Below are 24611 nucleotides of genomic sequence, written 5' to 3' on the forward strand. Positions count from 1 at the left end.
TTATCTCTCTGTCATTCCGGGGCGCGCGCAGCGCGAACCCGGAATCTAGATGCTATTCATTCATCTCGAGATTCCGGGTTCGGCGCTATCGCGCCGCCCCGGAATGACGGTTAAGCTCTTCCCTTCGTCGGGATCTTGTTGAATGGCACGTCCTTGTCGACACGGATGTCGCCGGGCAGGCCCAGCACCCGCTCGGCGATGATGTTGCGCATGATCTCGTCGGTGCCGCCTTCGACGCGGGTGCCGGGCGCACGCAGCAGCATGGCCTGGAAACGGCCGGCCAGCTCGGCATCCTCGCCGCTGACCACGCCGCTCGCACCCTGCAGATCCAGTGCGTAGGTCGCAACGTCCTGGATCATCGAGCCCGCCACCAGCTTGCCGATGGAATTTTCCGGCCCCGGCCGCTCACCCTTGGACAGCGCCGAGATCGCGCGCATGCTGGTGTATTTCAGCCCGCTCGCCTTCACCGCCCAGTTCGCCAGCTTCGAGCGCACCGCGCGATCCTCGATCGCCGGACCGTCGTCGAGCATCAGGCTGTTGCAGAAGTCGAACAGTTCGGGGAAGCCGGTGGCGACGCCGGCGCCGATCGACATGCGCTCGTTCATCAGCGTGGTCAGCGAGACATTCCAGCCGTCACCGACCTCGCCGAGGCGCTGATGGTCGGGGATGCGGACATTGGTGAAATAGACCTCGTTGAAATCCGAGGCCCCGCTCGCCTGCTTGATCGGCCTGACCTCGACGCCAGGGCTCTTCATGTCCAGGAAGAACATGGTGAGCCCCTTGTGCTTGGGCACGGTCGGATCGGTGCGGGTGAGCAAAATGCCGTAGTCGGAATAATGCGCGCCCGACGTCCAGATCTTCTGGCCGTTGATGACCCAGTCGTCGCCATCCTTCTCGGCGCGCGTGCGAAGCCCTGCGACATCAGAACCGCCGGCGGGTTCGGAGAACAGCTGGCACCAGATTTTCTCTCCGGAGGCGAGCGGCGGCAGATATTTGCGCTTATGCTCCTCGCGCGCGAACGCCATCATGGTCGGCCCGCACATGCCGTGGCCGATGATGAACATGCGGGACAGCTGACCGAACGGCCCCTCTTCCTCCTGCCAGATCACCCGCTCGATCGGCGAGGCGCCACGGCCGCCATACTCCTTCGGCCAGTGCAGGCAGGCCCAGCCGGCATCGGCCTTCTTCTTCTGCCAGGCTTTTGCGACCTGCAGGATGTTGGCGCCCTTGAGCGCAACACGGCCGAGCGAGGCCTTGCGCAGCTCGTCCTCATATTGCTTCGGCGCATTGGCCGCGATCCAGGCTTTCGCCTCGGCGCGGAATGCGGCCTCCTGCGGGGTGTCGTCGAAATTCATGGTGGCTTTCTTTCCGTCATTCCGGGGCGATGCGCAGCATCGAACCCGGAATCTCAATTCCCAACCTCTGGATTCCGGGTTCGCGCTACGCGCGCCCCGGAACGACGAATCGTAGCGTCACGCCGCGTTCTTCTTCCGCATGCGGTCGATCAACTGGTCTTCCCAGTAAGTAAGGCTGCCGAGCCCCAGCGCCATCGCATTGGCGCGGCGGTAGTACATGTGGCAGTCGAACTCCCAGGTGAAGCCCATGCCGCCGTGAACCTGGATGTTGTTCTTGGCGCAGTGCTGGAACGCCTGCGTCGCGCTGATGCGGGCGGCGGCGGCGGCTTCCGGCAGCTCGGCGGCGTTGGTCGAGAGCGCCCAGGCGCCGTAATAGCTGTTGGAGCGCGCCAGCGTCGCGGATACATACATGTCCGCCAGCATGTGCTTGACCGCCTGGAACGAGCCGATCTGGCGACCGAAGGCGATGCGGTCGAGCGCGTAGTCGCGGCCCATCTCCAGCGCGCGGTCGGCGCCGCCGACCTGCTCGAAGGCGCAGAGCACCGCGGCGCGGTCGAGCACCTGGGTGAGGATGCTCCAGCCTTCGCCAGCAGCGCCGAGCGGCTCGGCCTTGGCGTCCTTGAAGGTGATCTCGGCCTGCCCGCGGGTCGGATCGAGATTGGTGAGGCTCTTGACCTCGACGCCACCAGCCTTGAGGTCGACCATGAACAAGGAAATATCGGACTCGCGTCCGCTCGAGCCGGTGCGCGCGGCGACCACGGCGAAATCGGCGATCGCACCATCCGACACCGGCTTCTTGACGCCGTTGAGCACACCGCCATTGGCCGTGACCTTGATCGCCTTCGGCGACGGGTTGCCCTTGCCTTCGAACAGCGCCAGCGTGCCGATCGCCTCCCCGGAAGCGATCGGCGGCAGCCATTTCTTCTTCTGCGCATCGCTGCCGGCGATCAGCAGCGCTTCGGCCGCAAGGTACACGGTCGAGGAGAACGGCACCGGCGCGTTGGCCCGGCCCATCTCCTCCGCGATCACGCACAGCTCGAGATGGCCGGCGCCAGCGCCGCCAAACTCTTCGGGGATGGCGACGCCAAGGAAGCCCATCTCGGCAAGGCCTTTCCACAGCTCCTTGTCGTAAGGCGCCTTGCCGTCGAGCACCTCGCGCACGGCCTTCGGCGGGCACTGTTCGCTGAGGAACTTCCGCGCCTCGTCGCGCATCTGCTTCTGTTCGTCGGAGAAATCGAAATTCATGGCGCTTACCTTTTACTTGCTGTCATTCCGGGGCGATGCGCGGCATCGAACCCGGAACCTCGACGTAAGGAACCTCTGGATTCCGGGTTCACGCTTCGCGTGCCCCGGAATGACATGTTTGCTTTCGTATGATCAGTTCAAGATGATCACGTCGTCGCCGGGCTTGCCGGCATACAGCTTCTTCACCAGCGCGGCGCGGCGCTCGAGGCCGGCGCGCTGGTTGATGTAACCCTTGTCGGTGAGCTCATTGCCGTCGATTGAGGGCGGCTCGACCATCAGCATGGCACGCGCGATGCGCATGCTGCTGCCGGTGGTGGAGGCGTTGTGCGCCTGCAAGCCCTTTCTGAGGCAGGCGACCACGTCGGGATGCCGGATCACGTCCTCATAGCTTGCGTCGGCATTGCCGACGAGCTGGCGGCAGGCATGCAGGTTCGGCCAGCACAACAGGCCGATGAACTCACGGTCCTGCCCCGCGACCAGCGCGTCATGTACGACCGGCGTCGCGGCGGCGATGGCATCGGTGCGGAGCGAGCCGACGTGTACGAAGGTGCCGGTGGTGAGCTTGAAGTCCTCCACCACGCGCCCGGCAAAGATGATGCCTTGCACCGGATCGGTGTCGTCGACGAAGATGCCGGCATCGCCGATGCAGTAGAATCCTTCCTCGTCGAACATCTTCTTCGTGAGATCCGACTGGCCGAAATAACCCGGCGTGACGTTGACACCGCGCAGGCGCAATTCGTATTTCGAGCCGCACGGCACCATCTTCAATTCGACGCCGGGGAACGGCAGGCCGATCAGGCCGACGCGCTCGGTGTCCCAGTAAGTGCCGGTCGAGGTCGGCGCGGTCTCGGTCGAGCCCCAGCCAGTGTAGAACACGATGCGCTCGCCGGTGCTCTTCACCGCCAGCGTCTGCATGCGATCGTAGAGATCGTCCGGCAGCCGCGCGCCGCCATAAGCCATGATCGAGAGATTCTTGAAAAAGGAGCGGCAGAGCGCATCATCCTTCTCCATGGCGGCGGCCAGCGCGGCGTAGCCGGCCGGCACGTTGGCGTAATAGGTCGGCGAGATCTCGCGCAGGTTCCGCAGCGTCTCGTCGAACTGGCCCGGCATCGGCCGCCCGTCGTCGATATAGAGCGTGCCGCCATCGACCAGGATCGGGTGAAACGCCGCATTGCCGCCCATGGTGTGGTTCCAGGGCATCCAGTCCAGCATGGTCGAGATCGGGCCGCTCGGGTCGCGCGGACGAACCTGCATCATCATCGCCGCATTGGCGCACATCATCTCCTGCGTGTTGATGACGGCCTTGGGCATGCCGGTCGAGCCCGACGTGAACAGCAGCTTGCCCACAGTCTGCGGCGTGATCTTTGCGATGGAGGCGCCGACCGCGGCCGTCACCGGCGTTGCCGCGAGATCGGCAAAGGCCGTGCTCTTGATCCCCTCGCAGGGACGCAGAACGTGGACGACGGTGACGCCGCTGAGATCGAGCGCGTTCAGCGCCTTCTCGAAAGTCGAGCCGTCCTGCACCATCACGACAGCCGGCTTGATCAGGTCGAACAGATATTTCAGCTTGACGTGATCGTGGCTCATCAGCGAGTAGGCCGGCGAGACTGGAGCCGCTGGAGCGCGCGCCTGCATCGCGGCCTGCGTCATCAGCGCGTGCTCGATCGAATTGCCGGAGAGGATCGTGACCGGACGTCCCGCGAGCTTGAGATTGAGCAAGCCTTGCGTCAGCGCATCCACGGTGCGCTTGGCTTCGCCGTAGGACACCTTGCGCCATTCGCGGTTGGGACCGCCGCGCTGCGCCAGCCAGGTGCGCTCCGGCGCCTGCGCCGCCCATTTGGCGAGATAGGCCGGAATATGCGTCTCGTAGGTCTGGAGCGGAATCCGCGACTTCAGGACGACGGTGCCGTCGTCGCGCTGCTCGACCGCGATGTCACGTGCGAGCCAATCCACCTTGCGAAAGGCAGGTTTCGTCAGCATCGCCGCGTCTCCATCCATTTTGCGTCTCCCGGAATTTCTGTCCTTAAAAGGATCTGTTCTCAGCGCTTGATATAGACAGGCTTTCGCTTCTCGAGGAAGGCCCTGATGCCTTCCGAAAACTCTTCCGAGCGGCTGCACAGGACCTGGTTGCGATCCTCCATGGCGATCACAGCTTCCAGCGATCCGGCATCTACGCTCATGTTGAGACATTCCTTCGAGAGGCGGAGACCGACCGGCGAGGCCGTCATCATGGCCTCGACATAAGGATTGGCCGCAGCATCAAGATCGGCGACCTCGACCACCTCGGACACCAGGCCGACCGCAAGCGCGCGGTCGGCCTCGATGAAGCGCCCGGTGAGGATCAGTTCGGATGCCACGGAGACGCCGACCAACCGCGGCAGAAAATAGCTGGTGCCGATGTCGCAGCCGCCAAGGCCGAGCTTGATGAAGGCGCAGTTCATCCGTGCGTTCGTCGACCGCGTCGCAATGCGGATGTCGGAGGCGAGCGCCAGCGCAAAGCCGCCGCCGGCCGCCGCGCCCTGCACCAGCGCCAGGATCGGCTGCGGACAACGCCGCATCAGCATCACGATGTCGGCTATGCGGCGCTGCGAGTCCAGCGACTCCGTCACGCCGGGCGGCTCGGCCTGCCCGCCACGGCGCGCCATCGCGTGCTTGAGGTCGAGCCCGGCGCAGAAATTCGCACCGGCGCCCTTCAGCACCACGACGCGGGTGTCGCGATTGCGCTGCAGGCCCTGGAAATAGAGGTTGAGCGCGTCGATCAGCGGAGGATCGAGTGCGTTGAGGCTCTCGGGGCGATTGAGCGTGACCCAATCGACCCCTTCGTGATGTTCGATCAGCAGCGGCTGAGACACGCGCATGGTCCTCCCGACCGTCGTCCCGGCCAAGCGAAGCGCGAGCCGGGATCCATAACCACAGGCTGTTGTTGTCTTGCGCGGCGTCTGCCAGGTTTGCCTGTTACAGACGCCGCGGAGTATGGGTCCCTGCTCCAGCGCGCAATTGCGCGCAAGGCCGGGACGACAGTCGAGCTTGTGGCTTAGCGCGGCGCCATGCGGATGGCGCCGTCGAGGCGGATGGTCTCGCCGTTGAGCATCGGGTTCTCGACGATGTGCACCGCGAGCATGCCATATTCATTGGCGTCTCCGAGACGCGAGGGGTGCGGCACCTGGGCGCCCAGGCTCTTGCGCGCCTCTTCGTTCAAGCCCATCAGCAGCGGTGTGAAGAACAGGCCGGGCGCGATGGTGTTGACACGGATCTTCTGGCTGGCGAGATCGCGCGCGGCCGGAAGCGTGAGGCCGACGACGCCACCCTTCGAGGCAGAATAGGCGATCTGGCCGATCTGGCCTTCGTAAGCCGCCACCGAAGCGGTGTTGATGATGACGCCTCGCTCTTCGCCGATCGGGGCTTCGGTCGCCAGCCGCTCGGCGAACAGGCGCAGCAAGTTGAAGGTGCCGATCAAGTTGACGTTGATGATGCGCGCGAACTTTTCCAGCGGGTAGACGCCGTCGCGGCCGACGATACGCTGCGATCCGCCGATGCCGGCGCAGTTCATCAGCACGCGGGCGACGCCGTGCGCAGCTTCCGCCTTGGCGATCGCGGCCTTGATCTGCTCCTCGCTGGTGACGTCGGCATGCAGCGCGACGCCCTTCACTTCGGCAGCGACCTTCTCGGCGTTTTCCTTGCTCTGGTCGATCACGCCGATCTTGGCGCCCTTGGCAGCCATGGCGCGGGCGGTCGCGGCACCAAGGCCCGAACCACCGCCGGTGATGAGAACGGCTACGTCTTTCAACTGCATCGATACAACCTTTCCTTGGGCGTTTCTTCTCTAGACTTCGAACTTGTTATCCGGCGGCGACTGCTGCCGTTTCCTTATCGGGATTGAGCATGCCGCCGCAGATCAGCGCTTCCATGTGCTTGATGTATTGCCGGCAGACATCATCGGTGACCGGGCCGACGCCGGTCGCGCGGGACATCGCATGCCGGCCGAAGAACAAATGATCGCAGGCACCGATCAGGCTGGTGTAGAACAACACCGGATCGGTCTGGCGAAATTCGCCGCGGCTGACGCCTTCGGCCAACAGGCGGCGGTGGAAGTCCAGCAGCGGCGCAACGAAGAATTTCGAGACCTCATCGGCGGAGCCCGCGCTGGTCTCGTGCAGCAGATAGTGAATCAGCCGGTTCATGTAGGGGAACCGGTGATAGGCGCGGATGATGCCGGCGACATGCAGGCGCAGTTTCGCGGACGGCGTGATCGGCTGGCTGATGAGATATTCGAGCTGCGACATCTCGGTGGCGGCGTCGCGCGCCAGCAGCGCCAGCAACAGCCCGTCCTTGTTGCCGAAATGATATTTCACCAGCGCGGCGTTGACGCCCGACTTCTGCGCGATGTCGGACAACGAGACCTCGATCGAGGCGCGCTCGATCATCAGCTCGCTGGCCGCAACCAATAGCTTGTCGGCGGTGGCATTTTTGCCGGCCGGAAGTCTCGTCGGTACGCTGGTATTCAACTGCGCTCTGGTCCCGCTTCAGGTCAGGGTTCGACGGTAAATCGAGGCCGCACATAAGCCCATGGCGGGGCCGCACTCAAGAGTTAATTGATTGATTGACTAAATGCTGAGCCACCCCTTAAATCCGGCCCAACTTTCAGACCGCCCAATCCGGAAACATCAGGGAGATCCGACATGGCCGAGGCTTATATCGTCGCCGCTGCGCGCACCGCGGGCGGGCGCAAGGGGGGCCGTCTCGCTGGCTGGCATCCGGCCGATCTCGCCGCGACCGTGCTCGATGCGCTGGTCGAACGATCAGGCGCCGACCCCGCGCTGGTCGAGGACGTGATCATGGGCTGCGTGATGCAGGTCGGCGAGCAGTCCAACAACGTCGCGCGCAACGCGGTCATGGCTTCGAAGCTCCCTGAAAGCGTGCCGGGTACCTCGATCGACCGCCAGTGCGGTTCCTCGCAGCAGGCGCTGCACTTCGCCGCGCAAGCCGTGATGTCGGGTGCGATGGACGTCGTGATCGCGGCCGGCGTGGAATCGATGACGCGGGTTCCGATGGGCCTGTCCTCGCAACTTCCGGCCAAGAACGGTTTTGGCAACTACAAGAGCCCGGGCATCGAGAAGAAATATCCGAACATCGTGTTCAGCCAGTTCACCGGCGCGGAGATGATGGCGGAGAAGTACGGCCTCTCCAAGGATGAGCTCGACGAGTACTCCTACAACAGCCACCAGCGCGCGATCGCGGCGACGCAGGCCGGTCACTTCAAGAAGGAGATCGTGCCGCTCGAGATCACCCGCGCCGACGGCAGCAAGGACACCCACCAGATCGACGAAGGCATCCGCTTCGACGTCAGCCTCGACGGCATCAAGGGCGTCAAGCTGATCGCCGAGAACGGCAGGCTCTCCGCCGCCAGCGCCAGCCAGATCTGCGACGGCGCTTCCGGCGTCATGGTCGTGAACGAGCGCGGCCTGAAGCAACTCGGCGTCAAGCCGCTCGCGCGCGTCCACCACATGACGATGACGGGCGGCGATCCCGTCATCATGCTGGACGCGCCGCTGCACGCCACCAAGCGCGCACTCGAGAAGGCCGGCATGAAGATCGGCGACATCGACCTGTTCGAGGTCAACGAGGCCTTCGCCTCGGTGCCGACCGCATGGCTGAAGAACACCGGCGCCGATCCGGAGCGTCTCAACGTCAACGGCGGCGCCATCGCGCTCGGCCACCCCCTCGGCGGCTCCGGCACCAAGCTGATGACCACGCTGGTCCACGCCCTGCACCAGCGCGGCAAGCGCTATGGCCTCCAGACCATGTGCGAAGGCGGCGGCATGGCCAACGTGACGATCGTCGAACGCCTGTAAGAAGCGCCTGACTCCTAGGAAGCGGTGAGAGGCCGCAAGAACCTCCATACAAAAGGTGTCGTCCCGGCCTTGAGCCGGGACCCATAACCACAGGTGCTTGTGGTTATGCCGGGCTGCGGCCCCAACTCATTCCAACAACACAAAGCGGTGGTTATGGGTCCCGGCTTTCGCCGGGACGACGCATCGCCTGAGGCAACACCCGAGGAAACGTCTGTGACCCATCCGTCTATCCACGCCCTCACCACGCCCGACAAGATCGCCTACCAGATGGCCGGCACCGGCAAGGCGATCACCTATCGCGAGCTCGACGAGCTCTCGAACCAGGGCGCACATCTCTTCCGATCGCTCGGGTTGAAGGCCGGCGACCACATCGCGCTTCTGATGGAGAACCGGCTCGCCTTCATGGAGATCTGCTGGGCGGCACAGCGCAGCGGGCTCTATTACACCGCGATCAGCCGCTATTTGAAGCAGGACGAGATCGACTACATCATCGAGGACTGCGGCGCGAAGGTGTTCATTACCACCCCGAAATGCGCCGACCAGATCAAGGGCCTGAACAAGGGCGCCGCCGGCGAGCCGATCTTCTACATGATGGACGAGCCGCTGCCCGGCTTCCGCTCCTACGACAAGGAAGCCGCCGCGCAGCCGACCACGCCGATCGCCGATGAGGTCGCCGGCTACGACATGCTGTATTCGTCCGGCACCACCGGCCGGCCCAAGGGCGTCAAGAAGGCCTTCGAGGGTAAAGCGATCGACGAGCCGAACCCGCTTCTGCGCGTGCTCTGCGCCGACATGTGCGGCATGAACACCGGCAGCATCTATCTGTCACCGGCGCCGCTCTATCACGCTGCTCCCTTGCGCTTCAACATGATGGCGATCGTGCTCGGCGGCACCTCCATCATCATGGAGCACTTTGACGCCGAAGAGTTCTTGAAGCTGGTCGAGAAGTACAAGGTCACCCAATCGCAGCTCGTGCCGACCATGTTCGTGCGCATGTTGAAGCTGCCGGACGAGGTCCGCACCAAATATGACGTCTCCACGCTCAAAGGCGCCATTCACGCCGCTGCCCCCTGTCCGGTCGACGTCAAAGCAAGGATGATCGAATGGTGGGGACCGATCCTGATCGAGTATTACGCGGGCTCTGAAGGCAACGGCGTCACGGTCTGCAACTCGCAACAATGGCTGGAGCATCGCGGCAGCGTTGGCCGCGCCGTGGTCGGCAAGATCAAGATTCTGGACGAGAACGACGAGGAGCAGCCGACAGGCGAGATCGGCACGGTCTACTTCGCCGATGCGCCCGCGTTCACCTATCACAACGACCCCGAGAAGACGAAGAAGGCCTACAACGCCAAGGGCTGGTCGACGCTCGGCGATGTCGGCTATCTCGACAGTGACGGCTTCCTCTATCTCACCGACCGCAAGTCCTACATGATTATCTCCGGCGGGGTGAACATCTACCCGCAGGAGACCGAGGACGTGCTGATCACGCATCCTGAGGTCGCCGACGTCGCGGTGTTCGGCGTGCCGAACGAAGAGATGGGCGAAGAGGTGAAGGCGGTGGTGCAGCCGCACGACATGGCACGCGCCGGCAAGGCGCTGGAGGCGGACCTGATCGCCTTCTGCCGGCAGCATCTGTCGCCGATCAAATGCCCCAAGAGCATCGACTTCGAACAAGAGCTGCCGCGCACGCCGACCGGGAAGCTGGTGAAGCGCCATCTGCGCGACCGCTATTGGCCGAAGGCAGCAGCAAAGGCGTGAATCTTCGACCTTCCACCGGAGGTGCCTCTTATCCTCCCCTGGAGGGGGAGGATCGGTTCGCATGAAATGCGAACCGAGGTGGGGTGACAGCCTGTCGGCTCGGCCTCTGCCCGTGTTGAGAGATCACCCCACCCCGCCTCACATCTCGCTGCGCTCGCCGTGAGCCGACCCTCCCCCTCCAGGGGAGGGTGAAGGACGGACGACGCTTCCCCGTCTCCAATTCTGCCGTTATGCAGCACTACAAATCCTCCGCCGGTGCGCACGCGACCGATGCCACGGCACGCAGATGCAGCTGGCCGTGCTTGCCTGATGCCGTGGTGGTCCATTGCGCATCGATCTGCTGAAGATCTTCCGACAGCTTGCCGCGATGGCTGCCGTCGGTTTCGAACGCTCCGTTGCCATCGGGCGAGCGTTCGAAGATCTCGACCTCGAGATCGGACAGCCGGATGAACATCTGCACGCCGATCTTGGTCACGTGGCGGCCGACCTCATATGAACCGCAGCCGCGCGCTTCCGCGTTCTGCTCGTTCAGGGCCTGCACTTTGTCGAAGGTAATGACGACGTTCTGCACCGCGTTGTCGCCGTCCCACAGGAATTCGCCGACATAGGCGCGCGGCAGTTTCTCGGTGAGCTGCTTGATGTCGGCGGCACGCACCGCCGACATCAGCACCAGACTTGCCGCCACGATCATCACGCCGAGACGCGACATCCAGCCGGGCAGCTCTGCAATCCTCGCGTGGCGCATGCGGTATGCATCCCCTGGGCAAAATTGCTATCGTCAATCAATGGCCGCCAGCATACAGCCAAATGCGCTGGTTCTGCGGCGATGCCCAACAGGTGATCTGCACGATGGAAACGCTCCCCGACGTCCCGCTGCCCTCCACCATCCGCTCGCGTTATGTCGACGGGATCAACGGCCTGCGCATGCATGTGCTGGAAGCGGGCTTTGAAACATCCGGCCGGCCCTGTCTGTTGCTGCTGCACGGCTTTCCCGAGCTGGCGTTCTCCTGGCGCAAGGTGATGCCGGCGCTGGCCGATGCGGGTTATCACGTGATCGCGCCGGATCAGCGCGGCTATGGACGCACGACGGGATGGAGCGCGGAGTACGACGGCGATCTCGCGTCATTCCGCCTGCCCAATCTGGTGCGCGATGCGCTCGGGCTGGTCGCAGCGTTCGGCTACAAGCACGTCGATGCCGTGATCGGGCACGATTTCGGCTCGTCGGTCGCGGCGTGGTGCGCGCTGATCCGGCCCGACGTGTTCCGCGCGGTCGTGATGATGAGCGCGCCGTTTTCGGGGCCGCCGTCGCTGCCGTTCAACACCGCGAGCGCGCCGGCAAAGCCTGCGGCCGAAGACCCCGTCCATCGCGCGCTTGCCGCGCTGCCGCGGCCGCGAAAACACTATCAATGGTACTACGCGACGCGCGAGGCGAACGCCGACATGCAGCGCGCGTCGCAGGGCCTGCATGATTTCCTGCGCGCCTATTATCATCACAAGAGCGCGGACTGGACCGGCAACAAGCCCTATCCGCTCGAATCGTGGTCGGCGGGCGAATTGGCAAAACTGCCGACCTATTACGTGATGGATCTCGCCAAGGACATGGCCGCCACCGTCGCCGAGGAGATGCCGTCACGCGAGGCGATCGCCGCCAACAAATGGCTGCCGGACCGCGAACTCGCTTACTACAGCGCCGAATATGGCCGCACCGGATTCCAGGGCGGCCTGCAATGGTATCGCTGCGGCACCTCGGGCGCGTTCGTCCCGGAACTACAGACCTGGAGCGACCGCACGATCGACCAGCCGTCCGCCTTCGTTTCCGGCAAGCAGGATTGGGGTACCTATCAACGGCCCGGCGTGTTCGAGGCGATGCAGCGCAAGGCCTGCATCAAGATGCTCGGCTGCCATCTCGTCGACGGCGCCGGCCATTGGGTCCAGCAGGAGCAGCCGGCCGAGGTGAGCCGCCTGTTGCTCACATTCCTGCGAGAGGTCGGCGCGCAGCGCTAGACGCCCATTCGGCCGTCGCGTCGCATCCCGTTGATCTCACGCGTGTTCCTCGCCCAATCCGCGCGGCTTGCCGGTGCTGCAGCAGCGAATCCGGGCCGATCCGGATTTGACCGGGTGCCACCGCAACCCTATAGTTTAGAACTATTCTAATTCTAAACTCCGTGAACAAGGCGTTGCCGTGAAGAATTTTGCCGATCTGACCGAGCGCGAGGTGCTGGCGGTTGCGATCTCCTCCGAGGAGGAGGACAGCCGGATCTACATGACCTTCGCCGAGGATCTGAAGGAGCGCTATCCCGACTCCGCGAAGCTGTTCGAGCAGATGGCCGAGGAGGAGCGCGGCCACCGCCACATGCTGCTGGAAACGTACGAGCAGCGCTTCGGCCAGCATTTGCCGCCGATCCGCCGCGAGGACGTCAAGGGCTTCCTGCGCCGCCGCCCGATCTGGCTGACCAAGAACCTGCCGCTCGACACGATCCGCCGGGAAGTCGAGACCATGGAGTTCGAGGCCGAGCGCTTCTACGCCAAGGCCGCCGACCAGGCCGAGGACGTCAACGTGCGCCGGCTGCTCGGCGACCTCGCCGAGGAGGAGAAGGGCCACGAGAAGCTCGCGGTGAAGCTGACCGGCGAGATCCTGAAGCCCGACGTGCGCGCCGAGGAAGACCGTACGCGACGGCGGATGTTCGTGCTGCAATATGTGCAGCCGGGCCTTGCCGGCCTGATGGACGGCTCGGTCTCGACGCTGGCGCCGCTGTTCGCGGCCGCCTTTGCCACGCATCAGAACTGGCAAACCTTTCTGGTGGGCCTCGCCGCCTCGATCGGCGCCGGCATCAGCATGGGCTTTGCAGAAGCGCTGTCCGACGACGGCTCGCTCACGGGGCGCGGCTCGCCCTGGCTGCGCGGCATCACCTGCGGCGCGATGACGACGCTCGGCGGGCTCGGCCACACCGCGCCCTATCTCGTTCCCGACAACTGGGCCAACGCGTTCTGGATCGCGACGGGAATCGCCTGCATTGTCGTGTTCTTCGAATTGTGGGCGATCGCCTTCATCCGCTCGCGCTACATGGACACGCCGTTCCTCCAGGCCGTGTTCCAGATCGTGCTCGGCGGCGCCATCGTGCTGGCGGTCGGGATCGTGATCGGCGCGGCGTAGCAATTCCGATCAAACACGGCGACAACGTCACGGCTACAGCGCTTGCGGGCGGCAACCAAACTGCCCATCATCGCGCCAACAACAAACCGGGAGCACGCCGTGGCCAAATCGCAATACAGCTTCAAGACCGCCGTCGACCTGTCGAAGGCGCTGCGCAACAAGCAGGTCTCGGCGGTCGAGCTCGCACAGGACGCGATCGGCCGCATCGAGCGCCACGACGGCAAGGTCAACGCGGTCTGTGTGCGCGATTTCGAGCGCGGCCTCGCCGCCGCCCGCGCCGCGGATGCCGCGATCGCGCGCGGCGAGCACAGGCCGCTGCTCGGCATCCCCATGACGGTGAAGGAATCCTTCAACGTCGCGGGATTGCCGACGACCTGGGGCTTCCCGCCGCAAAAGGACTTCGTCCCGACCGAGGACGCGCTGTCGATTCAGCGGGTGAAGCAGGCCGGCGGCGTGATCCTCGGCAAGACCAACGTGCCGGTCGGCCTCGGAGACTGGCAGAGCTACAACGACATCTACGGCACCACCAACAACCCCTATGATCTCGGCCGCACGCCGGGCGGATCATCCGGGGGATCGTCCGCAGCCCTCGCCGCGGGCTATTGCGCGCTCGCCGGCTCCGATATCGGCGGCTCCCTGCGTGTGCCGGCATTTCATTGCGGCGTCTTCGCGCACAAGCCGACTTTCGCGCTGCTGCCGTCGCGCGGCCACACCGCGCCGCCGGCGCCGCCCATCATCTATGAGCGCGACCTTGCGGTGACCGGCCCGATGGCGCGCGGCGCGGCCGACCTGTCGCTGCTGCTCGACGTGATGGCTGCACCCGATCCGCTCGATGCCGGCAAGGCCTATCGCCTCGACCTGCCGGCGGCGCGCCACGCCGGCCTGAAGGATTTCCGCATCCTCGTCATCGACACCGATCCGGTGTTGCCGACCGACAAGGCGGTGCGCGGCAGGATCGACAAGCTCGCGAGCCATCTCGACAAGGCCGGCGCGAAGATATCGCGTTCGAGCCCGCTGCTACCGGATTTCGCGGCGTCCTCGCGGCTCTATATGCGGATGCTGCTGTCGTTCCTCGCCGCGACCTTCCCGCCGGAGGTCTATGCCGGCGCCTGCGCGGCGGCGGCCGCGCTGCCCGCCGGCGACACCAGCCTGCAGGCCGAGCGGCTGCGCGGCATCGCGCTCAGCCACCGCGACTGGGTGCAGGCGACGGTCGCCCGCTCGCGGTTGCGGGCGCAATGGCGCGCGCTGTTCAAGAGCTTCGACGCGGTGATCTGCCCGATCATGCCGACGCCGGCCTTTCCGCATGACCATTCGCCGGACCAGGAGCAGAGGCGGATTTTGATCGACGGTGTGCCGCACATCTACACCGACCAGCTCGCCTGGCCAGGCATCGCGACCCTGCCCGGCCTGCCTTCGACTGCGATCCCGACCGGCTTTGCGCCCGACGGACTGCCCGTCGGCGTGCAGATCGTCGGCCCGTGGCTGGAGGATCGCACGCCGCTGAAGCTCGCCGAGCTGATCGAGCGCGAGTCCGGCGGGTTCGTGCTGCCGAAGATGTTCGACGATTGATACTTGCCATCATCATTGCGAGCGAAGCGAAGCAATCCATATATCCGTCTGCGCGGAGGCGTGGATTGCGTCGTCGCTTCGCTCCTCGCAGTGACGAGGGGAAACCGGGAGAAAGCCAATGAGCAATGACCTCGAGGAGCTGACGAAGCTCAACAAGGATTACGTCGATTCAGTTCAGAACTGCGACGTCAAGCGCTTCGATGAGATCCTGGCGCAGGACTTCTACTGCACCAATCCCGACAAGAGCCTGGTCGACCGCGCGGCCTTCCTGAAGCAGACGGCGATCCCGGTGAAGATCAAGGGGCTGAAGGCCGAAGACGTCAAAATCCGCATCCTCGGCGATTTCGCCATCATCCACGCCCAGACCAGCTACACCAACGCGGACGGCGAGCCGGCGCACGGCCGCTATACCGATTGTTGGGCGCGGCAGAACGGAAAATGGCTCGCGGTGTCCGCGCATGTGGCGCGGTGAGCGATTCAGGTGTCGTCCCGGCGCAGGCCGGGACCCATAACCACCGCAGCTTGTGGTGAGTAAAGAAAGTCGTCCACCCACGTGCCCAAAGCAAGGCCGCGGCGTATGGGTCCCGGCCCACGCCGGAACGACACACGCTCAGCTATCGAACATGATCACGCTGCGCAGCGTCTTGCCGGCCTTCATGTTGGCAAAGCCCTCGTTGATCTCCGACAGCTTCAGCTTGGCCGAGATCCAGTCCTCAAGGTGCAGGCGGCCGCGCAGGTAGAAATCGACCAGGCGCGGCATGTCCACGCGGAAATGGTTGGAGCCCATCGACGAGCCCTGGATCTTGCGCTCGCGCAGGAAGTCGAAGCCGTGCAGCTCGATCTTCTGGCCGAACGGAATCATGCCGACGATGGTCGCGGTGCCACCCGAGGCGAGCATGCCGAAGGCCTGCTCCGCGGTCTCCTTGCGGCCGAGCACCTCGAAGGAATGATGCACGCCGCCATTGGTGAGGTCGCGCACCTGCTTGACCACGTCGCCGTCAGCGGGGTTGACGATGTCGGTGGCGCCGAGCTTGGTCGCGAGCTGGAGCTTGGCCGGATTGGTGTCGATGGCGATGATGCGGCCGGCGCCGGCGATCTGCGCGCCGTTGATCGCGGCCATGCCGACGCCGCCGCAGCCGATCACGGCGACGGTCTCGCCGGCCGTCACCTTCGCCGTGTTCACCACCGCGCCGTAGCCGGTGATGACGCCGCAGCCGATCAGCGCGGCGAGATCGAGCGGCATCTCCTTCCTGATTTTGACGATGGCATTCTCGTGCACCAGCATCTGCTCCGCGAACGACGACAGATTGAGGAACTGGTTGAGCTTCTCCTTCCTGCCCCATGACAGGCGGTTGGAGACGCCCGGCAGCATCTTCACCGTGGTGTCGGTGCAGAGCACGGTGCGGCCCGTGGTGCAGTTGTCGCAGGTGCCGCAGAACACGGACAGGCAGGTGACGACGTGGTCGCCCGGCTTGACGTAGGTGACGTCGGAGCCGACCTGCTCGACCACGCCGGCGGATTCGTGGCCGAGCACCGCCGGCAGCGGATGCGGATAGAGCCCTTCCATGAAATGCAGGTCGGAGTGGCAGAGGCCGGCGACCGCGGTGCGGATCAGCACCTCGCGCGGACCGGGCTTCGGCAGGCTGATGTCCTCGATGACGAGCGGCTGGTTGACTTCATGGAGGACGGCGGCCTTCATCGGTGTTTCCCTTGACGTTTTTGATTGTTTGAAAAGTTCGCTCGCGCAGCAGCCTACGCTGCGTCAAGCAATTCGCCAACCTCGGCCATGCCGACCGCGCGATCGCCGAGCAGGTGCCCGGTCATCCTGCGCTGAACGGTATTTTCCGTCAGCCGGAACGGATCGCTCGGCGACACCCGATGATCGATGACGAGGCGCGACAGCAGCAGGCGGCGCGCATCGCCGCGCATGTCGTGGATGCGATGCGCCTCCCAGGCGAGCGCGACCGCGCTCGCGACATGATAGAGCAGGCTGGTGGCGCGGCGCGCGTCGCCCTCATTGTCGACGCGGCTCGCCACCTCGCGCGCAAACGCGACCGCGCGGTCGCTGAGGTCGCGCAGCTGGTTGCACCAGGCTTGCGGAACATTCGGGCTGTCGTCGAGCCGGGCGTGCAGATCGGCCGCGAGCGCGGAGTCCGCGCCGTGACGGCCGACCGCGCGCCGCAGCGCATCGATGGCCACGATGTTGCCGGTGCCCTCCCAGACCGAGCCGAGATGGGCATCGCGCAGCAGACGGGCGGTGGCGAATTCCTCGATATAGCCGATGCCGCCGCGCATCTCGAGCGCATCGCCGCAGACCTTGCGCGCATCGCGCGTGGCGCGGAATTTCAGCGTCGGGGTGAGGATGCGCAGGAGCGCCGCCGCATCCTGACTTCCCGCTTCGGCGCGATCGAGCGCATCGGCGGTGAGAAAGCTCATCGACAGCGCCTGCTCGACCGGCAGCATGATCTTCAGCATCTGGCGGCGACCGAGCGGCAGGTCGATGATGCGGCTGCCGAACACCACGCGGTTCGTCGCCACCGTCATCGCGTCGTGATAGGCGCGGCGCATCAGCGCGGTGGACTTGACGCCGTTGGAGAGCCGCGACGAGTTCACCATCTCGGCCATCTGCACGAAGCCGCGGTCGAGCTTGCCGACCGCGTAGGCGATCGCGCCTTCGAGCTTGATCTCGCCCGAGGCCATCGAACGCGTGCCGAGCTTGTCCTTGAGGCGCACGATCCGGTAGTTGTTCTGCGAGCCGTCGTCGAGAAAGCGCGGCATCAGGAACAGGCCGACGCCGCGCGTGCCGGGGCCCGCCCCTTCAGGACGCGCCAGCAGCATCACGACCTTCGCGTCCGCATTCGAGCAGAACCATTTTTCGCCGTAGAGACGCCAATGGTCACCCTCCTGCACCGCACGCGTGGTCAGCGTGCCGACGTCGGAGCCGCCCTCCTTCTCGGTCATGAACTGGCCGCCCTGCGTCAGCTTGCTCATGTCGGTCGAGGTCAGGCCGTCGAGATATTTCGCCTTCAGCGCCTCGCTGCCGAAACTTGCCAGCAGCTTGGCGCAGCCGTCGGTGACGTTGATCGGGCAGCCCATGCCGAATTCGGTCTGGTTGAACAGGAAGGTGAAGGCGTGCTTGGCGACGACGGGATATTTGTCCGGCCAGCCCATGATGCCCTTGCGGATCGAGAGCGCATGGATGCCGAACTCGCCGAACGCGGCGTTCTCCAGTTCGCGATAGGCCGGGTGGTATTCGATCCATTGCATGTCGCGGCCGAACTTGTCGCGCTGGTGCAGAACGGGCGTGTGCCGGTCCGCGAGCCGCGCGCACTCGTCGAGATGGCCGCCGGCGAGCTCGCCGAGACGGTCGAGATGCGGCTCGATATGACGGAACAATGCATCGGGCAGATGCAGCTTCAGAAGGTCGGTCAGCGCCGGATCGGCCCGGTAGAAATTCATTCCCGTCGTATCGGGCGCCAGCAGCCTCGGCTGGCTGGCGGCTGACGTTTTCGGATCCTGCTTGTGCGGCTGCATTGAATTCCCGGCTTCGGTGCTCATTTGTTTGGGCACGACTATCCTCCTCCGGCCGAGCAAAGGAAAGCCCAATGGATATTCCAAAATACAAGATCGCCCTGATCGTCGGCGCCGGCGAGGGCCTCAGCGCCTCGTTGACGCGGCTATTTTCGCGGGAGGGAATTCGCGTGGCACTCGGCGCCCGCAGCATCGAGAAGCTCGGCGCGCTCTGCAGCGAGACCGGTGCCAAGGCCTATGCCTGCAACGCCACCGAGCCCGACGAGGTGGAGCGGCTGTTCGGCCTCGTTGAGCGCGAGATCGGAACGCCCGACCTCGTCGTCTACAATGCCAGCGGCCGCACGCGCGGGCCTTTCATCGAGCTCGTTCCGGCCGAGGTCGCGCAGGCGATTGCGGTCAGCGCCTTTGGCGGCTTCCTGGTGGCGCAGCAGGCGGCCAGGCGCATGCTGCCGAACAAGCACGGCGCGATCCTGTTCACCGGCGCTTCCGCCAGCGTCAAGGGCTATGCGCAGTCGGCCCCGTTCGCGATGGGCAAGTTCGCGCTGCGCGGACTCGCACAGAGCATGGCGCGCGAGCTATCGCCACAGGGCATCCATGTCGCACATTTCGTCATCGACGGCGGCATCCGCAGCGCGGCGCGAACCGAACCGGCGGACAAGCCGGATTCGATGCTCGATCCCGACGCGATCGCAGCGAACTATTGGAACGTGCTGCAGCAGCCGCGCAGCGCCTGGAGCTGGGAGCTGGAGCTGCGGCCCTGGGTGGAGAGGTTTTGAGATGACGGAGATCATGCAAGCAGCGTAGGCTGGACGCAAACCGCCGCCACATTCGTCATTGCCAGGAGCGAAGCGACGAAGCAATCCATTCCTCCACTTGCGGCGGCATGGATTTGCTTCGCGGAGCCTGTCATCCGGCGGCGCTCCACGCCGACCGGGTGGCTCGTAATGACGGATGAAACTGGGGAAGGAAAACATGTCGAACGAAATCAAGATCGATACCGGCACCAGTGAACTCCTCTGCGTCGTCCGCGACCGCGTCGCGATCATCACGCTGAACCGGCCGGAGGCGCGCAATGCGCTATCCGATAACCTGACGCCGGCGCTGCGCACGATGATCCGGACCTGCGGCGAGGATCCCGGTGTCGGCGCGTTGCTGCTCACCGGCGCGGGCGAAGCGTTCTGTGCCGGCGGCAACGTCAAGGGCATGGGCGCACATCGCGACAAGGCGAAGCTGGACATGTCCTTTGACGACAAGGTTGCCGACCTTCAGGAGCGGCAACGGCTGCTGACCGGCGCGCTGGTGTCGGTGCGCAAGCCGACCATCGCCGCGCTGCCCGGTCCCGCGGTCGGCGCCGGGCTTGCCATCGCCATGGCCTGCGATATCCGCATCGCCGCACAATCCGCCTTCATCTCGACCGGTTACTTACGCGTGGCGCTGAGCGGCGATTACGGCATGGCCTGGCTATTGACGCGGCTGGTCGGCACCTCGCGCGCCCGCGAGCTGATGTTCACCTCGGAGAAGGTCGATGCCTTAAGATGCGAGCACATCGGCCTCGTCAACCGCGTGGTGCCTGATGACAAGCTGCAAACCGAGGCCTTCGCGCTGGCCAGATCGCTCGCCGAAGGCCCGCGCCTGGCGTTGCGCTACATGAAGGACAATCTCGACGAGGCCCTGCTGTTCGACTTCGAAACGGCGCGCGACCACGAGGCTGAACGACTGATCCGCCTGACCACGACCGCGGATCACAAGGAGGCGGTGCAGGCCTTCATCGAGAAGCGCAAGGCGGTGTTCCGGGGAAGTTGATCCCCGTTCAGTGTCCCGTCATTGCCGGGCTTGACCCGGCAATCCATCCCAAAGGAATGCCTTTTTGTTTGATGGATGCGCGGGTCAAGCCCGCGCATAACGATCTCGTAGCCCGGATGAAGCGCGGCGAAATCCGGGATCGGTCTTACCGCGGACGTAGTCTCCCGGATTGCGCTTCGCTTCATCCGGGCTACGCAACTCCATCCGGGCTACGGGCTGCCGCGCGAAAAATCCACGAACGCCCGCAGCGCGGCCGGCAACTGGCGGCGGCTTGGGTAATAGAGGAAGAACCCGGGATAGGCCGGGCACCAGTCGGCCAGCACGCGCACCAGTTTTCTCTTGGCGATCAGCGCCTCGACCTGCGCCTCGAACACATAGGCGAGCCCTGCCCCGTCGAGCGCCGCATCGACCATCAGATCCTGGTCGTTCAGCGTGAGCGGCCCCGCGACGTCGATATCGACCTCGATGCCGCCGCGCTCGAACTCCCAGCGATAGATCGCGCCGGAGGTGAAGCGGTAGCGAATGCAGGGCAGGTCTTTCAGGTCGTGCGGCGTCACCGGCGGCTTGTGCGTCTTGAAATAGGCCGGCGAGCCGACCACGGCAAAGCGATGCCGCGGCCCGATCGGCACGGCGATCATGTCGGCAGCAATGGTCTCGCCGAACCGCACGCCGGCATCGAAACCCGCGGCGACCATGTCGATCAACGCGTCGTTGATCATGATCTCGACGCTGATATCAGGAAACGCCTTCAGGAAGCGCGTGACGATCGGCAGCAGCACCAGTTGCGCCGACTGGCGCGCCGCGGTGAAGCGCAGCGTGCCCGCCGGCTTGCCGCGAAAATTGTTGAGGTCCTCCAGCGCATCGTCGATGTCGCGAAACGCCGGACTGATCCGCGCGAACAAAAGCTCCCCGGCCTCGGTCAGCGCCACGCTGCGGGTGGTGCGGTTGACCAGGCGCAGATCGAGCCGCTCCTCGATGTTGCGCAGCGCATGCGACAGCGCCGAGGCGGACACGCCAAGCTCGGTCGCCGCCGCGCGAAAACTCTTGTGGCGGGCGATCGCGAGGAAGGTGGCGAGGTCCGAAGGATCGATCCGCATTGATGAATTTTACTCAGTAGCTTGAAGAATATATAGCTGATTATCTCAATTATGGCGAGCCGCTATCCCTTTGCCCATCAGCCCGGCAGTGCGCCGGGCCTTCCAGGAAAGGGCAAGATCATGCGTGTCTGGTTCATCACAGGAGCTTCCCGGGGGTTTGGCGCCCTGATCGCGGAAGCCGCGCTCAAGGCCGGCGATGCGGTAGTGGCCGCCGCTCGCGATCCCGCGACCGTCACCGCCCGCCTCGGCCAGCATGAGCGGCTGCTGGCCACAAGGCTCGACGTCACCAGCGAGGCCGAGGCCCACGCCGCGGCCGGCGAGGCGGTCAAAAAGTTCGGCCGCATCGATATCCTGATCAACAATGCGGGCTACGGCCTTCTCGGCGCGATCGAGGAGGCCAGCGCCGCGGAGACGCAGCGGCTGTTCGGCACCAACGTGTTCGGCCTGCTCGGCGCCACCCGCGCGGTGCTGCCGCATATGCGCCGGCAACGTTCGGGCCACGTCATCAACATCTCCTCGGTCGGCGGCTACACCGGCTATCCGGGCTGGGGCGTCTACGGCGCGACCAAGTTCGCGGTGGAAGGCATCAGCGAGGCGCTGGCCGCCGAAGTCGCGCCGCTCGGCATCAAGGTGACGGTGGTCGAGCCCGGCTTCTTCCGAACCGACTTCCTCGACGAGAGTTCGCTGTCGCGCACCGCGCATCAGATCGAGGATTATCATGCGAGCGTCGGCAAGACCCGCGCCGTCGCCGCCGATTTCAACCACGGCCAGCGCGGCGACCCGCGCAAGCTCGCCGGCGCGATGCTCAAGCTCGTCAACGCCGACAACCCGCCGCTGCGGCTGCCGCTCGGCAGCGACACCGTGGAGCGGATCGAGACCAAGAATGCGTTCGTCGCGAGGGAGCTCGCGGAATGGCGGACGGTGGCGACGTCGACGGATTTTACGGAGGAAGCCTGATCCGTCGTTGCCGGGCTTGACCCGGCAATCCATCGAAAGAAACGCTTTCGCTCGATGGATGCGCGGGTCGAGCCCGCGCATGACGAGCGGAAATCGCGGCAAAGGCACGGGCTAGAGAAAAGGGCCCGGTTCTGGAGGGGCCAGAACCGGGCCAGTCAGTCAAACCGCAAGCGAGGACATCGCGGCCGAGCGGGAAGTGGCGGCAAGCCGCCAGCTGGCACAGGGAATGTCTTGCGGTTCGACGTGGATCTCTTTCACGAAGCGCACCAGCTTCCAGTCGCCGGGGCTCTGGCTGAAGGCGTAGCCCAACTTCCGGGCGAGGCCGATCATCGTCGCATTGGAACGCAGTGTGTCGCCGAAGATGCGCGCGGCTCCGAAGGACGCCGCGCGGCATTCGAGATTCCTGAGCAGCGCCTTGCCGATGCCGTTGCCCTGCCACCGGTCATCGATCGACAGGCCGAACTCGACGCTCGAATTATCGGCATGGAAGGCGTAGCGCGCTTCGGCCACGATGGTCTCGAAGCCGTCGACCATCATGGTCGCAACGATCGTGAACCGGTCAGCCTCGCCGACATGGATGAAACGCTCGAGCTCCGTCTTCGGCAGCTCGCTCAACGCGCCCAGGAAGCGGTTGTAACGGGATCCCGCGGAGAGCGAGCGGATGTAGCTCTGCAGCTCCTCGCGGTCGCGCGGCTCGACGAAGCGCACCTTGACCTCGCTGCCGTTCTTGGCGCGCAGCACGTCAGAGTATTGCTTGAGATCGTCGAGATGCAGCGCAACCATGACACGCTCCTCGGGTGAAGAAATTGGCTGGCGTCCCTCGATCGAGGCGACGCCAGCGGTGGCGTCCTTCTCAGGCCCGCCAGAACGGCTTCTCGGTTTCGAACACGATGTCGCTGCGGGACATGCCGATGTCGTGCAGGTCGCGCTCGGTCCACTGCGACAACTCGCGGCGGCGTTCGTAGCGCTCCCACCAGACGTGAAGGGTCTCGCCGACCTGGTTCAGCAGGCCCGATGCGTGATGATTTTGGGTATGATTATTTGTCATCGATTCATGCGTGAAAATGGACATCTGCGGCTCCTATCGGTAACCTGTTGGCGCTAATATCGGAGCTATTCAGCCCGCTCACAAACGACACTTTGTACCGTTTCGCATGAATTAAAGTCATGTATTTGGAGACACTCCAGGAATGACCAGCCGCCTGCCTTCGCTGAATGGCCTGAGGGCGTTCGAGGCCGCCGCGCGCCATCTCAGCTTCACGCTGGCAGCCAGCGAGCTGAACGTGACCCAGACCGCGATCAGCCATCAGATCCGCAGGCTGGAGGAGGAGCTCGGCATCCGCCTGTTCATCCGGCAGAACCGCGCGCTGGCGCTGACGCCGGAGGCGCGCGACTACCTCCCGGGCGTCAGAGCCGCCTTCAACGATCTCCGGCTCGCCACCGATCGCCTGCTGCGCAGGGACGACGATCACGTGCTGACGGTGTCGACGCTGGCCTCGCTCGCGGCAAAATGGCTGCTGCCGCGGCTGACCGATTTCCAGGAGCAACATCCCGGCATCGACGTGCGCATCACCACCTCGACCAGCCTCGTCGACTTCCAGCGCGACAATGTCGATGCCGCGATCCGCTATGGCCGCGGCCAGTGGCCGGGCGTGCGCGCCGACTGGCTGATGGCGGACGAGCTGTTTCCGGTATGCAGTCCGTCACTGCTGCAGGGAACCAGGCCGCTGAAATGCCCTGAAGACCTCAGGGATCACACGCTGCTGCACACCTCGAACGCCAACAGCGACGACTGGCGGCTGTGGCTGACCGCGGCGGGCCTGCCCGTCGATATCGCGAGGCAGCCCGGCATCACCTTCGACATGATCTTCATGACCATCCAGGCCGCGATCGACGGCATCGGCGTGGCGATGGGACGGACCTCCTACGTCCAGGACGACATCGCCAAGGGCCGCCTGGTTGTGCCCTTCAAGATCGCGCTGCCGGCCGATGCCGGGTTCTACCTGGTCGCGCCGGAGGGCCGCGCCGATACGCCAAAGCTCTCCGCGTTCCGAAGCTGGCTCGGCACAACGGCGCACGCCGCGCCCTGATGCGGCGCACGCGACGGCCGGGGCTTCGGTCCTACCAGAGTCGAAGCGCTAGATCGTTGTTTTGACGAGGTTTCTTCGCGCGAACCGGTATCCCCTTCGCTCGAAAGGCTCGCTGCGATTTCCATCTACGGCTTTTTTCCCATAGCCCCCCGCGCGATTCCGGGTTGGTCGAGCCGGACAGCCGTGCCAAATTGCCGCAC

General features: G+C 64.9%; 22 protein-coding genes. 10 read left to right on the forward strand and 12 right to left on the reverse strand.

What is annotated here, in order from left to right:
* Window positions 1-110 precede the first annotated feature (110 nt).
* The 6 genes from RX327_RS37170 to RX327_RS37195 form a co-directional block, all read right to left on the reverse strand.
* Window positions 111-1355, reverse strand: coding sequence for an acyl-CoA dehydrogenase (locus tag RX327_RS37170; RefSeq protein WP_317248856.1), 1245 nt, complete (start codon window positions 1353-1355; stop codon window positions 111-113).
* Window positions 1356-1472: 117 nt separating this feature from the next.
* The gene (locus tag RX327_RS37175) at window positions 1473-2600 is read right to left on the reverse strand and encodes an acyl-CoA dehydrogenase family protein (RefSeq protein ID WP_317248857.1); all 1128 of its coding nucleotides are present in this window, start codon (window positions 2598-2600) and stop codon (window positions 1473-1475) included.
* A gap of 132 nt (window positions 2601-2732) precedes the next feature.
* Complete coding sequence (locus RX327_RS37180; protein WP_317248858.1) at window positions 2733-4598, reverse strand: AMP-binding protein; 1866 nt, start codon at window positions 4596-4598, stop codon at window positions 2733-2735.
* A 41-nt stretch (window positions 4599-4639) separates the two neighbouring features.
* The gene (locus RX327_RS37185) at window positions 4640-5452 is read right to left on the reverse strand and encodes an enoyl-CoA hydratase/isomerase family protein (protein ID WP_317248859.1); all 813 of its coding nucleotides are present in this window, start codon (window positions 5450-5452) and stop codon (window positions 4640-4642) included.
* 182 nt (window positions 5453-5634) lie between these two features.
* Window positions 5635-6393, reverse strand: coding sequence for an SDR family NAD(P)-dependent oxidoreductase (locus RX327_RS37190; RefSeq protein ID WP_317248860.1), 759 nt, complete (start codon window positions 6391-6393; stop codon window positions 5635-5637).
* 46 nt (window positions 6394-6439) lie between these two features.
* A complete protein-coding gene (locus tag RX327_RS37195) occupies window positions 6440-7105 on the reverse strand; it encodes a TetR family transcriptional regulator (RefSeq protein WP_317248861.1) in 666 nt (221 codons plus the stop codon).
* A gap of 174 nt (window positions 7106-7279) precedes the next feature.
* Between RX327_RS37195 and RX327_RS37200 the strand changes: the two genes are divergently transcribed.
* Window positions 7280-8452, forward strand: a complete 1173-nt coding sequence (locus RX327_RS37200; protein ID WP_317248862.1) for an acetyl-CoA C-acetyltransferase — start codon at window positions 7280-7282, stop codon at window positions 8450-8452.
* A gap of 213 nt (window positions 8453-8665) precedes the next feature.
* A complete protein-coding gene (locus tag RX327_RS37205) occupies window positions 8666-10210 on the forward strand; it encodes an acyl-CoA synthetase (protein WP_317248863.1) in 1545 nt (514 codons plus the stop codon).
* Window positions 10211-10448: 238 nt separating this feature from the next.
* Here RX327_RS37205 and RX327_RS37210 read toward each other — a convergent pair whose 3' ends face one another.
* The gene (locus RX327_RS37210; RefSeq protein WP_050382556.1) at window positions 10449-10955 is read right to left on the reverse strand and encodes a hypothetical protein; all 507 of its coding nucleotides are present in this window, start codon (window positions 10953-10955) and stop codon (window positions 10449-10451) included.
* A gap of 104 nt (window positions 10956-11059) precedes the next feature.
* Here RX327_RS37210 and RX327_RS37215 point away from each other — a divergent pair, with 104 nt between their 5' ends.
* The 4 genes from RX327_RS37215 to RX327_RS37230 all read left to right on the forward strand — a co-directional run bounded on the left by RX327_RS37215 (window position 11060) and on the right by RX327_RS37230 (window position 15405).
* A complete protein-coding gene (locus RX327_RS37215) occupies window positions 11060-12214 on the forward strand; it encodes an alpha/beta hydrolase (protein ID WP_317251408.1) in 1155 nt (384 codons plus the stop codon).
* Between the two features lie 178 nt (window positions 12215-12392).
* A complete protein-coding gene (gene mbfA / locus RX327_RS37220) occupies window positions 12393-13364 on the forward strand; it encodes an iron exporter MbfA (protein WP_317248864.1) in 972 nt (323 codons plus the stop codon).
* Window positions 13365-13463: 99 nt separating this feature from the next.
* A complete protein-coding gene (locus RX327_RS37225) occupies window positions 13464-14933 on the forward strand; it encodes an amidase (protein WP_317248865.1) in 1470 nt (489 codons plus the stop codon).
* Window positions 14934-15051: 118 nt separating this feature from the next.
* Window positions 15052-15405 (forward strand): nuclear transport factor 2 family protein, encoded by a 354-nt coding sequence (locus tag RX327_RS37230; RefSeq protein WP_028336576.1) that lies wholly within the window; start codon window positions 15052-15054, stop codon window positions 15403-15405.
* A gap of 138 nt (window positions 15406-15543) precedes the next feature.
* On the opposite strand, the gene RX327_RS37235 is transcribed toward RX327_RS37230, so the two are convergent.
* Both RX327_RS37235 and RX327_RS37240 read right to left on the reverse strand, forming a co-directional pair.
* Complete coding sequence (locus tag RX327_RS37235) at window positions 15544-16632, reverse strand: Zn-dependent alcohol dehydrogenase (protein WP_317248866.1); 1089 nt, start codon at window positions 16630-16632, stop codon at window positions 15544-15546.
* Window positions 16633-16685: 53 nt separating this feature from the next.
* A complete protein-coding gene (locus RX327_RS37240; RefSeq protein ID WP_317251409.1) occupies window positions 16686-18467 on the reverse strand; it encodes an acyl-CoA dehydrogenase family protein in 1782 nt (593 codons plus the stop codon).
* A gap of 71 nt (window positions 18468-18538) precedes the next feature.
* Here RX327_RS37240 and RX327_RS37245 point away from each other — a divergent pair, with 71 nt between their 5' ends.
* Together RX327_RS37245 and RX327_RS37250 are read left to right on the forward strand one after the other, a co-directional pair.
* Window positions 18539-19240 carry an SDR family NAD(P)-dependent oxidoreductase gene (locus tag RX327_RS37245; protein ID WP_317248867.1) on the forward strand — a complete coding sequence of 234 codons (702 nt, stop codon included), beginning with the start codon at window positions 18539-18541 and terminating at the stop codon, window positions 19238-19240.
* Window positions 19241-19436: 196 nt separating this feature from the next.
* Window positions 19437-20267, forward strand: a complete 831-nt coding sequence (locus tag RX327_RS37250) for an enoyl-CoA hydratase (protein ID WP_317248868.1) — start codon at window positions 19437-19439, stop codon at window positions 20265-20267.
* A gap of 209 nt (window positions 20268-20476) precedes the next feature.
* Here the strand turns inward: RX327_RS37250 and RX327_RS37255 are convergent, their stop codons facing one another.
* Complete coding sequence (locus RX327_RS37255; RefSeq protein ID WP_028336580.1) at window positions 20477-21364, reverse strand: LysR family transcriptional regulator; 888 nt, start codon at window positions 21362-21364, stop codon at window positions 20477-20479.
* A gap of 120 nt (window positions 21365-21484) precedes the next feature.
* Here RX327_RS37255 and RX327_RS37260 point away from each other — a divergent pair, with 120 nt between their 5' ends.
* Window positions 21485-22321, forward strand: a complete 837-nt coding sequence (locus RX327_RS37260) for an oxidoreductase (RefSeq protein WP_317248869.1) — start codon at window positions 21485-21487, stop codon at window positions 22319-22321.
* Window positions 22322-22480: 159 nt separating this feature from the next.
* On the opposite strand, the gene RX327_RS37265 is transcribed toward RX327_RS37260, so the two are convergent.
* Window positions 22481-23104, reverse strand: coding sequence for a GNAT family N-acetyltransferase (locus RX327_RS37265; protein WP_317248870.1), 624 nt, complete (start codon window positions 23102-23104; stop codon window positions 22481-22483).
* A 70-nt stretch (window positions 23105-23174) separates the two neighbouring features.
* Window positions 23175-23393, reverse strand: coding sequence for a DUF1127 domain-containing protein (locus RX327_RS37270; protein WP_050382544.1), 219 nt, complete (start codon window positions 23391-23393; stop codon window positions 23175-23177).
* A gap of 118 nt (window positions 23394-23511) precedes the next feature.
* Here RX327_RS37270 and RX327_RS37275 point away from each other — a divergent pair, with 118 nt between their 5' ends.
* Window positions 23512-24411 carry a transcriptional regulator GcvA gene (locus tag RX327_RS37275; RefSeq protein ID WP_317248871.1) on the forward strand — a complete coding sequence of 300 codons (900 nt, stop codon included), beginning with the start codon at window positions 23512-23514 and terminating at the stop codon, window positions 24409-24411.
* Window positions 24412-24611: the final 200 nt, after the last annotated feature.

Origin of the sequence: Bradyrhizobium sp. BEA-2-5, from assembly GCF_032918025.1 — a bacterium.
GTDB classification, from domain to species: domain Bacteria; phylum Pseudomonadota; class Alphaproteobacteria; order Rhizobiales; family Xanthobacteraceae; genus Bradyrhizobium; species Bradyrhizobium pachyrhizi.

Bases quoted from the DNA above. Each gene is read 5' to 3' on its own strand.
- RX327_RS37270 (WP_050382544.1), bottom strand. From the start codon at position 23,393: ATGTCCATTTTCACGCATGAATCGATGACAAATAATCATACCCAAAAT.
- RX327_RS37210 (WP_050382556.1), bottom strand. From the start codon at position 10,955: ATGCGCCACGCGAGGATTGCAGAGCTGCCCGGCTGGATGTCGCGTCTC.
- RX327_RS37230 (WP_028336576.1), top strand. From the start codon at position 15,052: ATGAGCAATGACCTCGAGGAGCTGACGAAGCTCAACAAGGATTACGTC.
- RX327_RS37265 (WP_317248870.1), bottom strand. From the start codon at position 23,104: ATGGTTGCGCTGCATCTCGACGATCTCAAGCAATACTCTGACGTGCTG.
- RX327_RS37175 (WP_317248857.1), bottom strand. From the start codon at position 2,600: ATGAATTTCGATTTCTCCGACGAACAGAAGCAGATGCGCGACGAGGCG.
- RX327_RS37245 (WP_317248867.1), top strand. From the start codon at position 18,539: ATGGATATTCCAAAATACAAGATCGCCCTGATCGTCGGCGCCGGCGAG.
- RX327_RS37200 (WP_317248862.1), top strand. From the start codon at position 7,280: ATGGCCGAGGCTTATATCGTCGCCGCTGCGCGCACCGCGGGCGGGCGC.
- RX327_RS37275 (WP_317248871.1), top strand. From the start codon at position 23,512: ATGACCAGCCGCCTGCCTTCGCTGAATGGCCTGAGGGCGTTCGAGGCC.
- RX327_RS37170 (WP_317248856.1), bottom strand. From the start codon at position 1,355: ATGAATTTCGACGACACCCCGCAGGAGGCCGCATTCCGCGCCGAGGCG.
- RX327_RS37180 (WP_317248858.1), bottom strand. From the start codon at position 4,598: ATGGATGGAGACGCGGCGATGCTGACGAAACCTGCCTTTCGCAAGGTG.
- RX327_RS37215 (WP_317251408.1), top strand. From the start codon at position 11,060: ATGGAAACGCTCCCCGACGTCCCGCTGCCCTCCACCATCCGCTCGCGT.
- RX327_RS37190 (WP_317248860.1), bottom strand. From the start codon at position 6,393: ATGCAGTTGAAAGACGTAGCCGTTCTCATCACCGGCGGTGGTTCGGGC.
- RX327_RS37255 (WP_028336580.1), bottom strand. From the start codon at position 21,364: ATGCGGATCGATCCTTCGGACCTCGCCACCTTCCTCGCGATCGCCCGC.
- RX327_RS37240 (WP_317251409.1), bottom strand. From the start codon at position 18,467: ATGCAGCCGCACAAGCAGGATCCGAAAACGTCAGCCGCCAGCCAGCCG.
- RX327_RS37250 (WP_317248868.1), top strand. From the start codon at position 19,437: ATGTCGAACGAAATCAAGATCGATACCGGCACCAGTGAACTCCTCTGC.
- RX327_RS37260 (WP_317248869.1), top strand. From the start codon at position 21,485: ATGCGTGTCTGGTTCATCACAGGAGCTTCCCGGGGGTTTGGCGCCCTG.
- RX327_RS37235 (WP_317248866.1), bottom strand. From the start codon at position 16,632: ATGAAGGCCGCCGTCCTCCATGAAGTCAACCAGCCGCTCGTCATCGAG.